Genomic DNA, 13,041 nt, shown 5'->3' with positions numbered 1-13,041 from the left:
GCGGCCTATGTCAGAGCAAGAGAGAGAGAAACAAGGTGCCCGTGAGGACGAGGTCAGCAAATGGAAGATCGGCCAGCACCGGGAATGGAACTGGCAGGAGATCCTTCAGCAGCAGATCGCGGCGGGACTGGTGGCAGCGGAGCCCTTCCGCTGCCCCACCTGCGGTACCATGCGCCGCAACCGGATCTGTCCGGTGTGCGGCAGCATCATGGATCTGAAGACCATGACTGAGACCGTCCACGGGGACGAGTCTGCCAAATAAGTGGAAATGAGGGATAGTATGCCCATTGAACAGATCTGTATCATCGTTGAGGCGGCCAAGCTGAACGAGTATGCCTATTCCTTCACCCTGGAGGTGGGGGATATGGTGAAAAAGGAGGGGCTGATGGCCGGTCAGTTCCTCCATATCGCCTGCGGGGAGGGTTTGCTTCTCCGCCGGCCCATCTCGGTTTGCATGGTCCAGGAGGACGAGCCCCAAGACACCGCCCGCGTGGTCTTTGAGGTGCGGGGTGAGGGTACCAAGTGGTTGGCTCAGCGCCAGGTGGGGGACAAGGTGAATGTGTTGGGCCCTCTGGGCAACGGCTTTACCGTTACCCCCAATGACCGGCTGCTGCTGGTGGGCGGCGGCATCGGTGTGCCCCCGCTGCTGGGTCAGGCCGCCTTTACCGCCAAGAACTCCACCGCTATACTGGGCTTCCGGTCTGCCGACCGGGCCATGCTGGTGGAGGATTACCGGGACTACTGCGAGGCGGTTTACCTCTGCAGTGACGACGGTTCCCTGGGCCGCCACGGCTTTGTGGACGCCCAGCTGAAGGATATCCTTGAAAAGGATAAAAACTTTACAGCTGTTCTGGCCTGCGGCCCCAAGCCCATGCTGAAGAATGTGGCCAAGGTAGCGGCCGAGTACGGCGTGCCCTGCCAGGTCTCCCTGGAGGAGCGGATGGCCTGCGGCGTGGGTGCCTGCCTGGGCTGCGCCGTCCAGATGGCCGACGGCACCATGAAGCACGTCTGCAAGGACGGCCCGGTATTCGACGCCAAGGAGGTGGACTGGAATGTCTAAGGTGGATCTGTCCGTCGATCTGGCGGGCGTCAAGATGAAAAATCCGGTGGTGGTGGCCTCCGGTACCTTCGGCTTCGGCCGGGAATACGGCCAGTTCTATAACCTGAATGAACTGGGCGGCATCTGCTGTAAGGGCCTTACCCTTCACAGAAGAGAAGGCAATCCGCCCCCCCGGATCGCCGAGACTCCCATGGGTATCCTCAACTCCGTGGGTCTGCAGAACCCCGGTGTGGACGCCTTTATCGAGCACGAGCTGCCCGTGCTGAAGAAGCACGATCTGGCTATCATCGCCAATATCTCGGGCAACACGCCTGAGGAGTATGGCATCATGTGCGAGAAGCTGTCGGCAGCGGGTGTGGATATGATCGAGGTCAACATCTCCTGCCCCAACGTGAAGGCGGGCGGTCTGGCCTACGGCACCAAGCCCGAGCTGGCCGCCGAGGTCACCAAGATGGCCAAGAGCCATTCCACCATTCCTGTGATGGTGAAGCTGTCTCCCAACGTCACCGATATCACCGAGATCGCCCGTGCGGTGGCTGATGCCGGCGCTGACGCTCTGTCCCTCATCAACACCCTGCGGGGTATGCGCATCGACCTGAACACCCGCCGCCCCATCCTGAAGATGAACACCGGCGGCCTGTCCGGCCCTGCCGTGCTGCCTGTGGCGGTGCGGATGGTATGGGAGGTAGCCTGCGCCGTGGATCTGCCCATCCTGGGCATGGGCGGCGTGGCCAAGGGAGAGGACGCGGCCCAGCTGATGCTGGCGGGCGCCTCCGCCGTGGCGGTGGGCACCGCCTGCTTTGCCGATCCCTACGCCCCCATCAAGGTGCGGGACGGCCTGGCGGCAATCGCCTCTGCCCAGGGCCTTGATAAGGTTTCTGACCTGACAGGCGGCGTGCGCCCCTGGTAATGCTTTTATCCTGATCCGAAGAGGGTGCCTACTGTGACTAAGGTTTATATCATCCGCCACGCGGAGGCGGAGGGCAACCTGTACCGCCGGGTTCACGGCTGGTACAACAGCCTCATTACTGACAACGGATACCGGCAGATTGCCGCCCTCCGTGGACGGTTTGCCGACGTGCATATCGACGCGGTGTACTCCAGCGATCTGTTTCGTACCATGACCACCGCCACGGCCATCTATCCCAGCCACGACCTGGAACTGAACACCACCCCGGCCCTGCGGGAGATCGGCGTAGGAGAGTGGGAGGACAAGCCCTGGGGTGACCTGGAGCGGCACGACGCCATGCGGCTCATCCGCTTCAACCATGCTTCCCCCGAGTTCCAGGTGGAGGGGGGCGAGACCTTCGCCCAGGTTCAGGCCCGGATGAAGGGCGCGGTGCTGGATATCGCCGCCAAGCATCCCGGCCAGACGGTGGCTCTGTTCTCCCACGGCTCTGCCATCCGCTGTCTCCAGGGTGCCATCCGGGGCCTGGGTCCCGGTGAGATGGACAGCCTGGGTCACAGTGACAACACCGGTGTCACCTGTCTGGAGGTGGAGGGAGACCAGATCTCCATCGTCTATGAGAACGACAACTCCCACCTGCCGGAGGAGATCTCTACCCTGGCCAGACAGAAGTGGTGGAAGTCCCGGGAGGGGAGTATTGCAGACGCCAATATGTGGTTCCGTCCTCTGGACCTGGAGCGGGAAGAGGAACTCTATCTGGCGGCCCGGCACGACGCCTGGATCGATATCCACGGCAGCGAGGTCCCCTTTGACGGGGCGAGCTTCTGCAAGGATGCCCGTCACTGCTGGGAACAGGACAAGGAAAAAGCCTTGACAGTTGCCATGCAGCGAGATGAGGTGGCGGGCGTGCTCCAGCTGGATCTGGCCCGCTTTGCCGATGAGGGCATCGGCTATATCCCCTTTGTGTACATGAATCCCCAGCACCGGAAGCGGGGGCTGGGCGTTCAGCTGATTGGCCAGGCGGTGTCGGTATTCCGCCCCCTGGGCCGCACCCGCCTGCGGTTGCGCTGCGCTCCGGAGAATGCGGTGGCTCAGCGCTTCTATAAGAAGTACGGCTTTGAAAAGGTAGGGGAGGAGCACGGCAGCGTGACCCTGGATATTCTGGAAAAATACATTGGCTATGAGACCAAGGACTGACTGAGGAACGATATGAATGGATTTTTGCCCGTCTCTAAGGCGGATATGGAAGAGCGTGGTTGGGACGGGTACGACTTTCTCATCATCACCGGCGACGCCTATGTGGACCATCCTTCCTTTGGCTGCGCCATCATCTCCCGTGTGCTGGAGGCCGAGGGCTACCGTGTGGCCATCCTGGCCCAGCCGGACTGGCGCAAGGCAGAAGCCTTTACAGCACTGGGGCGGCCCCGGCTGGGGGTGATGCTGTCTGCCGGCAATCTGGACTCCATGGTGGCCCACTATACCGCCGCCCGGAAGCGTCGGCACGACGACGCCTATTCCCCGGGCAATCAGGCGGGACTGCGTCCCGACCGGGCCTCCATCGTGTATGCCAACAAGGTGCGGGAGGCCTTTGGAGACATCCCTCTGATCATTGGCGGGCTGGAAGCATCCCTCCGCCGCTTTGCCCACTACGACTACTGGGAGGACAAGGTGCGCCGCTCGGTGCTCTTTGACAGCCAGGCTGACCTGCTGGTGTACGGCATGGGTGAGACTGCCACCCGGGAGATTGCTGCCCGTTTGGCCTCCGGTACCCCGGTGGGGGAGATCACTGATGTAAAGGGAACTGCCTTTATTGCAAAAGATCCCTCCGCCTGCGCCTATCCCAAGGCGGAGTGCCCCTCCTATGAGCAGGTTTCTACTGATAAGCGGCAGTATGCCGTGGCCAATATGATCCAGTATGAGGAGCACGATCCGGTGCGGGGGAAGGCCATCCTCCAGCGCCATGGGGACCGGCTGCTCATCGTCAATCCCCCCGCCATGCCTCTCACCACGGCGGAGCTGGACTTTGTGGCCGAGCTGCCCTATGTCCGGGAGCCCCACCCCATGTACGACAACATGGGAGGGGTGCCGGCCATTGAGGAGGTGCGCTTCTCGGTGGCTCACAACCGGGGGTGCTTCGGCGCCTGTAATTTCTGCTCCCTGGCCTTCCATCAGGGGCGGATCATCACCTCCCGCAGCCACGAGAGTGTGCTGAGAGAGGTGGAGGGGCTAACCCATCACCCCGGCTTCAAGGGCTATATCCACGACGTGGGCGGCCCAACCGCCAACTTCCGGCGGCCTGCCTGTAAGAAGCAGATAAAGGCCGGACTGTGCCGAGGTAAGGCCTGTCTGGCCCCCGAGGCCTGTCCCAACCTGGACGCCGACCACACCGACTACCTGATGCTGCTGCGGAAAATCCGGGCGGTGCCGGGGGTGAAAAAGGTGTTCATCCGCTCGGGCATCCGCTTCGACTTTATGCAGAAGGATAAGAGCGGGGAGTTCTTCGCCGAACTGGTGAAGTACCATGTGTCTGGCCAGCTGAAGGTGGCCCCGGAGCACTGTGTCAACTCGGTGCTGGACTACATGGGCAAGCCCCATATCGAGGTATACGAGAGATTCAAGCGGAAGTACGAGTCCCTGAACCAGAAGTACGGCAAGGAGCAGTATCTGGTGCCCTACCTCATGTCCTCCCACCCCGGCTGTACGCTGAACGACGCGGTGGAGCTGGCCCAATGGCTTAACCGCACCGGCCGTCAGCCTGAGCAGGTCCAGGACTTCTATCCCACACCGGGCACTCTGTCCACCTGTATGTACTATACCGGCATTGATCCCCGGACCATGAAGCCGGTTTATGTGCCTAAGGACCCCCACGAAAAGGCCATGCAGCGGGCTTTGATGCAGTGGAAGCGGCCGGAGAAACGGGCCCTGGTACGGGAGGCCCTCCACCGGGCCCACCGGGAGGACCTGATCGGTTTCGGCAAAGACTGTCTGCTGCGGCCGGAGAAATATGGCAAGCCTCAGGAGAGCAAGCAGACCTCCAACCGGGGCAGAACCGGCAAGGGGAGCAAACCGGCGGCCCAGAAGAGCGCCAAGCCCCAGGCCAAACCCACCCGCAAAGCCGGGTGGGCGGTAGCCAAGCCAAAAAAGAATGCCCGTCCCCGCAAGGGAAAGGGATAACATACAGCCGGCAGAGCGCGCTCTGCCGGTTTCTTTTTGCCTGAAATACTATGCGGCAAGAGCATTGAAGCTTCCTTTCAGAATTGGTATACTAAACTTAAATACTCCCTCTGGGGAGAGAAGAGAGGATGTATGCCTGTGAAAAGACGCGTATTGTCCCTGCTGGCTGCGCTGGTGCTGATGCTGGGCCTGATCCCCGCCGCCTCCGCTGCACAGCCTGATCTGGTCATCACCATGCGGTACAATAGCCCCTGGTGCGTGATTGGTGATACTGTGACTCAAATCGACGAGACCAGCAGTGCCGTGGTGCTGATGGCCGAGAATGGCCGTACCATGTTGCCCATTCGCCGGATGATTGAGGCCTTCGGCGGAACCGTGGAGTGGGTACAGGAGACCAATGGTGTGCGCTGCTCCCTGAACGGCACCTCGGTGGAGCTGGAGCTGGACTCCACCACCGCCCTGGTCAATGGGGAAGAGGTGACCATGGATGTGCCTATGCGGGCAAAAAACAACCGCACCTTCGTGCCGGTGCGCTTTGTCAGCGAGAATCTGGGCCTGACCGTGGAATGGGAGGGCAAGAACCAGATTGTGGTGGTAGCCAACGGCGAGGTGGATAAGAACAATCTCACCAGCCTGCCCCAGGTCCAGAAGCTGGTGGAAAAGACCACCCCCAAGGAGGACCCGGTGACCCTTACCTCCAAGAGCTACACGCTGGCCTCCGGCACCGTCAATGCCAACGTGATCACCGTCAATATGAAGGACCCCCGGATGAGCGTCAAGTCGGTACTCGCCGGCGGCAAGCTCAATTCGCCTCAGAGCTTCCAGTCCATTGCCGCCAGTTCCGGGGCAGTAGCGGTGATCAACGCCAACTTCTTTGAGAGCGAAAAGACCATCAAGGACCCCATCGGCCACCTGATGGTGAACGGCCAGTTTATGTATGCCAGCTCCGGCCTGTCCTCTCTGGGTATCACCGATACCAACGAGATGCGCTACGGCCGGCCTCCCGTCTTTGTCCGCATTGAGACGGTAGACGGCGGTACCTACCGCTGGTGGGACGCCTACGAGGTCAATATGCTCAAGCAGTTCAGCGGCCAGGCGGTGCTCTACACCCCCGCCCGAGGTACCTCTTTCCAGGTCACCTATCCTGGTTCCGCGTTGACCGTAGTCAACAATGTGACCACCAGCTTCCAGATGGTATCCGCCGGTCAGACGGTAGCCATCCCCGCTAACGGCTATGTGCTCTACTCCAGCGACACCGTCACCAACTACGACTTCTTCAATCAGTTTGAGGCAGGCCGCACTGTGGCCCTGCGGCCCTACCTCCAGCGGGATGATGAAGAGGGCTTCGATCTGACCGGTGTGCAGACCATGGTGTCTGGTTCCCCCCGGTTGGTGAAGGACGGCGTAAAGTTCACCGGTCTGGACAACGGCTTTAAGGAGGCCCGCTTTACCACCGCCGTCACGCCCCGTACCGCTGTAGGTACCACCAAGGACGGCAAGCTGCTGCTGGTCAATGTAAAGGCTGCCTCCATTGAGCAGATGCGTGATCTGATGCTGGCTCTGGGCTGTGTGGATGCCATCAACCTGGATGGCGGCGGTTCCACCGCTATGTATTATAAGGGGCAGACCCTGGCCACCCCCGGACGTAACCTGACTTCTACGCTTCAGGTCTTTGTGTCCGAATAAATCGCCGGAAAGAACGAGCTTGCCGCCTCTGCGGCAAGCTCGTTTTCTTTATAGGGAAGGGGAGACGAAAAAAATTTGAGAAAATGAAAAAAAGGACTTGCAAGAATTGGGGAAGTCTGCTATTATATCAATAACAGTAATAGTTACTGTTTATATTAGAAAGAGTGGTGACTAATGAACGGAAAGCGATACTCACGTCAGCGAGAGCTGATCTATGAGGCCCTGATGCACACGGACCAGCATCCCACCGCTGAAATGGTGTATCAATGGCTCAAGCCCACCAATCCCAACCTGAGTTTGGGGACGGTATACCGGAATCTGAATCTGCTGGTGGACGAAGGTGCTGCTGTGCGGATGGCTTTCCCGGTGGAGCGGTACGATGCCAACGTAGAGCCCCATCCTCATTTCCGCTGTGAAGTGTGCGGCGGGGTCTTTGATCTGGATCTGCCCTATGATAAAGGGTTGGACGAGAAGGCCTTGCTGGCCAGCGGCCATGATATTCGGTCCCATGAGCTGATTTTTCATGGGGTCTGCGTTAACTGCAAACCAAAACATTGAGTTTTTTCAGATAATATGGTAAGTTTATTTTGCACCAAAGTGCCAATACTGTGATTAGAAAGGATGTAATAACATGGAGTTCAAGCTGTATCGCTGCGCGCACTGCGGCAATGTGATTTTTAAGGTTGTGGATAAGGGTGTGCCCGTTATGTGCTGTGGCCAGAAGATGGAAGAGATCACCCCCAATACCACCGACGCGGCTCAGGAGAAGCACGTCCCTGTGGTGGAGAAGACCGCTCATGGCAGCGGGAACTCCGTGACCGTCAAGGTGGGCGGTGTGGAGCATCCCATGCTGCCGGAGCACTATATCTCCCTGATTGCTGTGGTGGACGGCGACACCGTGACCATGAAGTTCCCCAAGCCCGGCGACGCGCCCGAGCTGAAGACCTTCTGCCGGAGCGATAAGGTGGAGGCCTACGAGATCTGCAATCTCCACGGCTTCTGGAAGGGCGAAGGCTAACATATTCGCTTTATAAGAGACAACATGATTTTAGAAAGGAAGGTATGATTATATGGAACTGAAGGGCAGCAAGACCGAAGCCAATCTGTGGAAGGCATTTGCGGGGGAGAGCATGGCCCGCAATAAGTATACCTACTTTGCCAGCAAGGCCAAGAAGGAGGGCTACGAGCAGATCGCAGCCATCTTTGAGGAGACCGCCGGCAATGAGAAGGAGCACGCCAAGCTGTGGTTCAAGGAGCTGGGCGGCATTGGTGACACTATGGCCAACCTGAAGTCCGCCGCCGCTGGTGAGCATGAAGAGTGGACTGAGATGTATAAGGAGATGGCCGAGACCGCTCGTGAGGAGGGCTTTGAGAAGCTGGCCTTCCTGTTCGAGGGCGTCCTCAAGATCGAGAAGGAGCACGAGGAGCGCTACCTGACCCTCCTGAAGAACCTGGAAGAGGGTGTTGTGTTCAAGCGGGGCGACGAGTATATGTGGAAGTGCCGTAACTGCGGCCACATCCACTTTGGCAAAGAGGCCCCCCAGGTGTGCCCCGTGTGCGCGCATCCCCAGGCCTACTTCGAGATCCGCGCCGTCAATTATTGATGTGACTCCGCGGGGGGCCTCTTTTGGGGCCCCATCGGAGATGGGGTGGCGCTTGCGCCGTACAAGCGTTTTTACCGCGTAAAAACCTTGAGCCCGGGTGGATTCACTCCACCCGGGCTTTTTATAATCAATGGGGTCCCCGCCCGGCTTGAGCCGGGTGGGGTGGCCCCCCAGGTGTGCCCTGTGTGTGCGCATCCCCAGGCCTACTTCGAGATCCGCGCCGTCAACTATTGATCGGTAAAAGGAAATGCAGCCCGGAAGAAAATCTTCCGGGCTGCGTTTTTTTACTTAGATATACAGGCCGATGAGGGCATCGGTTCATCCAGTGGGGGAGGAGTATTGGCAGGTCAGGGGCGCAGTCGGGCCATCATGTATTCATCGGCATATTTGCCGTTCCGCACGGTGGTCATGCGCTTGAGCCCTTCCTTCTCAAAGCCCAGCTTCTCATACAGGTGGATGGCCCGCTCATTATCGGCAAATACAGTGAGCTCAACACGAACCAGCATGAGCCAGTTATCCGCCAGATCCAGCAGCGTCTTTAAAAGGGCAGAACCGACCCCCATATTCTGATAGTCCCTATGTACCATCAGGGCCACACTGCCAGTATGGCGCATCCGGGGATTGCCAAAGACTTGCAGACAGGCTACACCGATGACTGTGCCGTCGTCCAGTACCGCCACGAAATGGTGGTCGTTGGGGCCCAGGTTCGCTAAGAAAGCATCGCTGTCCGCGGTGCGGTAGGAGGAAAGTCCCAGAGTGGTTTCCAAGACCCCGGGCATCCGGCGCAGGGCCGCGGTGCCAGCGGCGTCCCGGGGTTCCGTGGGACGAATGGTGTAGTTCATAATAATGCCTCCCAAACAGATTTGGATCATATTAGCATATCCGACCATAAAAAGCAACCGCCCGGGCTATGTGCCCAGGCGGTTTGCGGTACGTTGGCTTAGTAAGCGGCGATGACACCGCCGTCGTTGGCGTACACCGTGGAGATGCCGCCGGTCTCGCTGATGAGGATCTCAGAGAATTTGCACTGCTTCTGCACCAGTTCTTTTAGATGGAAGGCCCGGTCCAGGCAGTTGCAGTGGACAATGCACAGTCGTCGGCCGGCGTGATTGGGGTCGGCTGCCATCATGGCTGCCATTTTGCTCAGGGCCTGCTTAATAGACAGAGCCTGACCCTTTTTACAGATCTCACCCTGGGGGGTGGAGCCCATCAGCAGCTTGATGTGCAGGGTGCTGGTCACCAGAGCCTGGGTGCGGGTGAGCCGCCCGTTTTTCCGCAGATTGTCCAGAGTCTCCAGTACGAAGAGGGTATTCATCTCCTCGATATACTGGGAGGCCTTGCTCACCACGGTGGTAAAATCCAGTCCGGCCTCAGCCAGCTCCTGGAGCTTCAAGGCCACCAGTACCTCACCGGCAGAGGCAGAGCAGGAATTGAAGATGTGAATATTGGCCCCAGGGTGATCCTCCAGCCACAGATTGCGGGCCTGGGCCGCAGCATTGTGGGAGCCGGACAGCAGGGCGGACAGGGTGACTACATAGATGTCGTCAGCGCCGCAGTCAAAGGCATCCATATACTGAATAGGGGAGGGGCAGGCGGACTGGGGAGCAGTGGGACAATCCCGCATCATTTGCAGCAGGGCTTTCTGATCGAAGGATTCGTCATCCACAACGGTCTCATCCCCCACGCGGATGGTGAGGGGGACCTTGATAAAACAGTCCTCCCGCAGCTCAGCAGGGGTAAGGTCGCAGCAGCTGTCAACAATGATCTTAAAACTCATAACAAAAACCCTCGAATATAATTATCAAAATGATATTTGCCATTGCCGCTATTGTATCACCATCAGCGGGAAAAGTAAAGGGAGAAAGTGTGAATATTCTGGAACGGGCAGAAAGATGAGGCAGATTTACCAGGTAAAGCGGTCGGGGGCGCCTACCAGAATACGGGCTCCGCAGGGGGACACGGGCAGCCAGGTGCGTCCGCCGTCGTTGTTGAAGACCTGGTTTTCATTGAGTACATCCTGGAGCACCGGCTCCTGGTGGGGGAACTCCACATGGACCTCCTGGGGCTCCAGGTTGAGGACCACATAGACACGCTGGCTGTCGGTAGCCCGGCGGAACACCAGCTGCTGGTTCTTGATGACCACATTTTCGTACTGACCCTCCTGAAGGGCGGGGAAAGCGGCCCGGATGGCGGCCAGCTTAGCCAGGTGATCACACAGACTCTGGTCCAGAGCCATCATCTCCTTCAGGTCCAAGCAGGGGCGCAGGGGGGCATCGGAATGCTTGGTGCGCTCCCCTTTGATGGCCCACTCACTGCCGTAGTAGAGGGAAGGTACGCCGGGCATGGTGTACAGCAGGGTGTACAGGTTGCTGATGTGGGCCGGGTCCTTCAGCTTGGAGGCCAGCCGGTCCACGTCGTGGTTGTCGGCGAAGTTGTACAGGGTAATGTTGCGGTAGATGCCGCCGGGGCCGCACTGACGATGGAGAGAGTGGGCGATTTCAAAGTAGTTCTTGTCGTTGTGGGAGGACCACAGGCCCTTCCAGCACTCATAATTGGTGACGCTGTCCAGCATCTCCGGGTTGGCCCACCGGGCGTAGTCCCCGTGGATGATCTCGCCCATGAGCCAGAAATCCGGGTCCTTGCCTTTGACGAAGCCCTTGAGGGTGCGGAAGAAGTCAAAGTCCACGCAGTCGGCGGCGTCCAGCCGCAGACCGTCAATGTGGAATTTGTCCATCCACATCCCAACCGCGTCCAGCAGGTGGCGCACCACGTCGGGGTTGCGGAGATTGAGTTTTACCAGCTCATAGTGGCCCTGCCAGGCGGTGTACCAGAAGGGGTCGCCCATGGGGGAGGGGCCGCCGAAGTTCAGGTCGTGGAACCAGCCGCAGTAGGGAGAGCCCTGGCCGTGCTCCTGCACATCCCGGAAGGCCCAGAAGCCCCGGCCCACATGGTTGAACACCCCGTCCAGCACCACACGGATGCCGTTGGCGTGAAGCTCATCACACAGGGCGGCGAAGGAATCGTTGTCTCCCAGGCGGCAGTCGATCTGGAAGTAGTCGGTGGTGTCGTAGCCGTGCTTCACCGACTGGAACACCGGACCCAAGTAGAGGGCATTGACACCCAGTTCCTTCAGGTGGGGGATCCAGTCTTTCAGCTTGTCCAGCCGGGGCACCGGGGCGCCGCCGGGGTTGTACTCCGGTGCACCGCAGAAACCAAGGGGGTAGATGTGGTAGAACACGGACTGATTGACCCAATGACTCATATTTGACTCCTCCAGTCTCAATTAAGATTGGGTTTCTTCTTCCTCCAGCTCACGCAGCAGCTTCTGGTCCTCCTTGGAGGACAGATCCAGCTTCTCATACAGGTCGGGCCGCCGCTGGCGGGTGCGGAGGATGGATTGCTTCCGCCGCCACTGGGCGATTTTCTTGTGGTCGCCGGAGCGGAGAATAGGGGGGACCTTCCGGCCGTGCCACTCCTCGGGCCGGGAGTACTGAGGATATTCCAGCATCCCGTTCCAGTGGCTCTCGTTTTCAAAGCACTCAGGATCGGCCAGCACGCCGGGTACCAGCCGGGCCACCGCGTCGGCCACCACCATGGCGGCCAGCTCGCCGCCGGTGAGCACGAAGTCGCCGATGGAGATCTCCTCGTCCACGCACTCGTCGATAAAGCGCTGGTCGATGCCCTCGTAGTGGCCGCATACCAGGATCAGGTGGTCGTAGTCGTCCCGGAGGCGGCGGGCGTCGGACTCGGTAAAGGTCTTGCCGCAGGGGGACATATAGATCGTATGGCCGGGGCCGTAGGTGTCCACAATGTGCTTCCAGCACTGGTAGAGGGGATCGGCCTGCATCACCGCCCCCCGGCCGCCGCCGTAGGGGTAGTCGTCCACCTGCTTCTGCTTGTTGAGGGTGTAATCCCGGATCTGGTGGGCTTCAATGCGGATGATGTCCCGCTCCTGGGCCCGGCCCAGGATGGACTCATTCATCATGTCGCCCACAGTCAGATCGAAGAGGGTCATGATATCAATGCTATACATCGGTACGCATCCCTTCAATGAGGCGGACCTTGATATAGCCGCCCTCCACGTTGGTCTCCGCCAGGAACTCGTTCACGGCGGGGATCATATACTCGTGCTCGCCCTTGACCACATAGACCTCGTGGGCAGGGGGGGTGAGCACGTCGGCCACCACGCCAATCTTCTCGTCGGTGGCGGCGTCGATGACATCCAGCCCCATCAGGTCGGCGATAAAGTGGCGGCCGTCGGGCAGCTCCACGCCGGTGCGGTCGATGAACACCGTCTTGCCCTTCATGGACATGGCGGCATTTACGTCATTGACACCCTCCAGGAAGGCAAGCACATTGCCTTTGTGGATGCGGGCGGAGCGGATCTTCACCGGCTTGCCGTCCACATACAATACATCAAACTGGCAGAGAAATTCCGGAGAATCGCACCAGGGGACGATCTTGACCTCGCCCTGGATGCCGTGGGTGTTGACGATCTGACCTGCTTCTAAAAATTGATTTTTCATCGGTATCACCCCGAATCGTACAAAATCTGCAAGATATGAAAAAGCCGACCGACCACAGGGTCGGTCGGCTTTTTCATATCCGGG

At 59.4% G+C, this 13,041-nt stretch carries 14 protein-coding genes; 9 read left to right on the top strand and 5 right to left on the bottom strand.

Features of this window, described 5'->3' with window-relative positions; translation table 11 throughout:
* Nucleotides 1–7 precede the first annotated feature (7 nt).
* From B5G06_RS00195 to rbr, 9 genes are all read left to right on the top strand, one after another.
* Nucleotides 8–262: a hypothetical protein gene (locus B5G06_RS00195; protein ID WP_087187102.1), complete on the top strand. Its 255-nt coding sequence runs from the start codon at nt 8–10 to the stop codon at nt 260–262.
* 18 nt (nt 263–280) lie between these two features.
* Entirely contained in the window at nt 281–1,060 is a 780-nt protein-coding gene (locus B5G06_RS00190) for a dihydroorotate dehydrogenase electron transfer subunit (RefSeq protein WP_087187101.1), read from the top strand.
* Nucleotides 1,053–1,970 (top strand): dihydroorotate dehydrogenase, encoded by a 918-nt coding sequence (locus B5G06_RS00185; protein WP_087187100.1) that lies wholly within the window; start codon nt 1,053–1,055, stop codon nt 1,968–1,970. Before B5G06_RS00190 ends, B5G06_RS00185 begins: the two co-directional genes overlap by 8 nt.
* 33 nt (nt 1,971–2,003) lie before the next feature.
* Nucleotides 2,004–3,164, top strand: a complete 1,161-nt coding sequence (locus B5G06_RS00180) for a bifunctional histidine phosphatase family protein/GNAT family N-acetyltransferase (RefSeq protein WP_087187099.1) — start codon at nt 2,004–2,006, stop codon at nt 3,162–3,164.
* A 12-nt stretch (nt 3,165–3,176) separates the two neighbouring features.
* The gene (locus B5G06_RS00175) at nt 3,177–5,141 is read left to right on the top strand and encodes a YgiQ family radical SAM protein (RefSeq protein ID WP_087187098.1); all 1,965 of its coding nucleotides are present in this window, start codon (nt 3,177–3,179) and stop codon (nt 5,139–5,141) included.
* A 138-nt stretch (nt 5,142–5,279) separates the two neighbouring features.
* Complete coding sequence (locus B5G06_RS00170) at nt 5,280–6,827, top strand: stalk domain-containing protein (protein ID WP_158094641.1); 1,548 nt, start codon at nt 5,280–5,282, stop codon at nt 6,825–6,827.
* A gap of 174 nt (nt 6,828–7,001) precedes the next feature.
* Complete coding sequence (locus B5G06_RS00165) at nt 7,002–7,385, top strand: Fur family transcriptional regulator (protein ID WP_087187096.1); 384 nt, start codon at nt 7,002–7,004, stop codon at nt 7,383–7,385.
* Between the two features lie 73 nt (nt 7,386–7,458).
* A complete protein-coding gene (locus tag B5G06_RS00160; protein WP_087187095.1) occupies nt 7,459–7,845 on the top strand; it encodes a desulfoferrodoxin family protein in 387 nt (128 codons plus the stop codon).
* Between the two features lie 52 nt (nt 7,846–7,897).
* Nucleotides 7,898–8,431, top strand: coding sequence for a rubrerythrin (gene rbr / locus B5G06_RS00155; RefSeq protein ID WP_087187094.1), 534 nt, complete (start codon nt 7,898–7,900; stop codon nt 8,429–8,431).
* A gap of 347 nt (nt 8,432–8,778) precedes the next feature.
* On the opposite strand, the gene B5G06_RS00150 is transcribed toward rbr, so the two are convergent.
* The 5 genes from B5G06_RS00150 to rimM form a co-directional block, all read right to left on the bottom strand.
* Nucleotides 8,779–9,273, bottom strand: a complete 495-nt coding sequence (locus B5G06_RS00150) for a GNAT family N-acetyltransferase (protein WP_087187093.1) — start codon at nt 9,271–9,273, stop codon at nt 8,779–8,781.
* A gap of 98 nt (nt 9,274–9,371) precedes the next feature.
* Nucleotides 9,372–10,208: a DegV family protein gene (locus tag B5G06_RS00145; protein WP_087187092.1), complete on the bottom strand. Its 837-nt coding sequence runs from the start codon at nt 10,206–10,208 to the stop codon at nt 9,372–9,374.
* Between the two features lie 126 nt (nt 10,209–10,334).
* A complete protein-coding gene (locus tag B5G06_RS00140; protein ID WP_087187091.1) occupies nt 10,335–11,693 on the bottom strand; it encodes an alpha-amylase family glycosyl hydrolase in 1,359 nt (452 codons plus the stop codon).
* Nucleotides 11,694–11,714: 21 nt separating this feature from the next.
* Nucleotides 11,715–12,464 carry a tRNA (guanosine(37)-N1)-methyltransferase TrmD gene (trmD, locus tag B5G06_RS00135; protein WP_087187090.1) on the bottom strand — a complete coding sequence of 250 codons (750 nt, stop codon included), beginning with the start codon at nt 12,462–12,464 and terminating at the stop codon, nt 11,715–11,717.
* Nucleotides 12,457–12,957 carry a ribosome maturation factor RimM gene (rimM, locus tag B5G06_RS00130; RefSeq protein ID WP_087187089.1) on the bottom strand — a complete coding sequence of 167 codons (501 nt, stop codon included), beginning with the start codon at nt 12,955–12,957 and terminating at the stop codon, nt 12,457–12,459. Before rimM ends, trmD begins: the two co-directional genes overlap by 8 nt.
* Nucleotides 12,958–13,041: the final 84 nt, after the last annotated feature.

Source organism: Flavonifractor sp. An52 (genome assembly GCF_002159385.1).
Lineage (GTDB): Bacteria > Bacillota > Clostridia > Oscillospirales > Oscillospiraceae > Flavonifractor > Flavonifractor avicola.
This window is presented reverse-complemented; position numbering and strand designations above follow the sequence as displayed.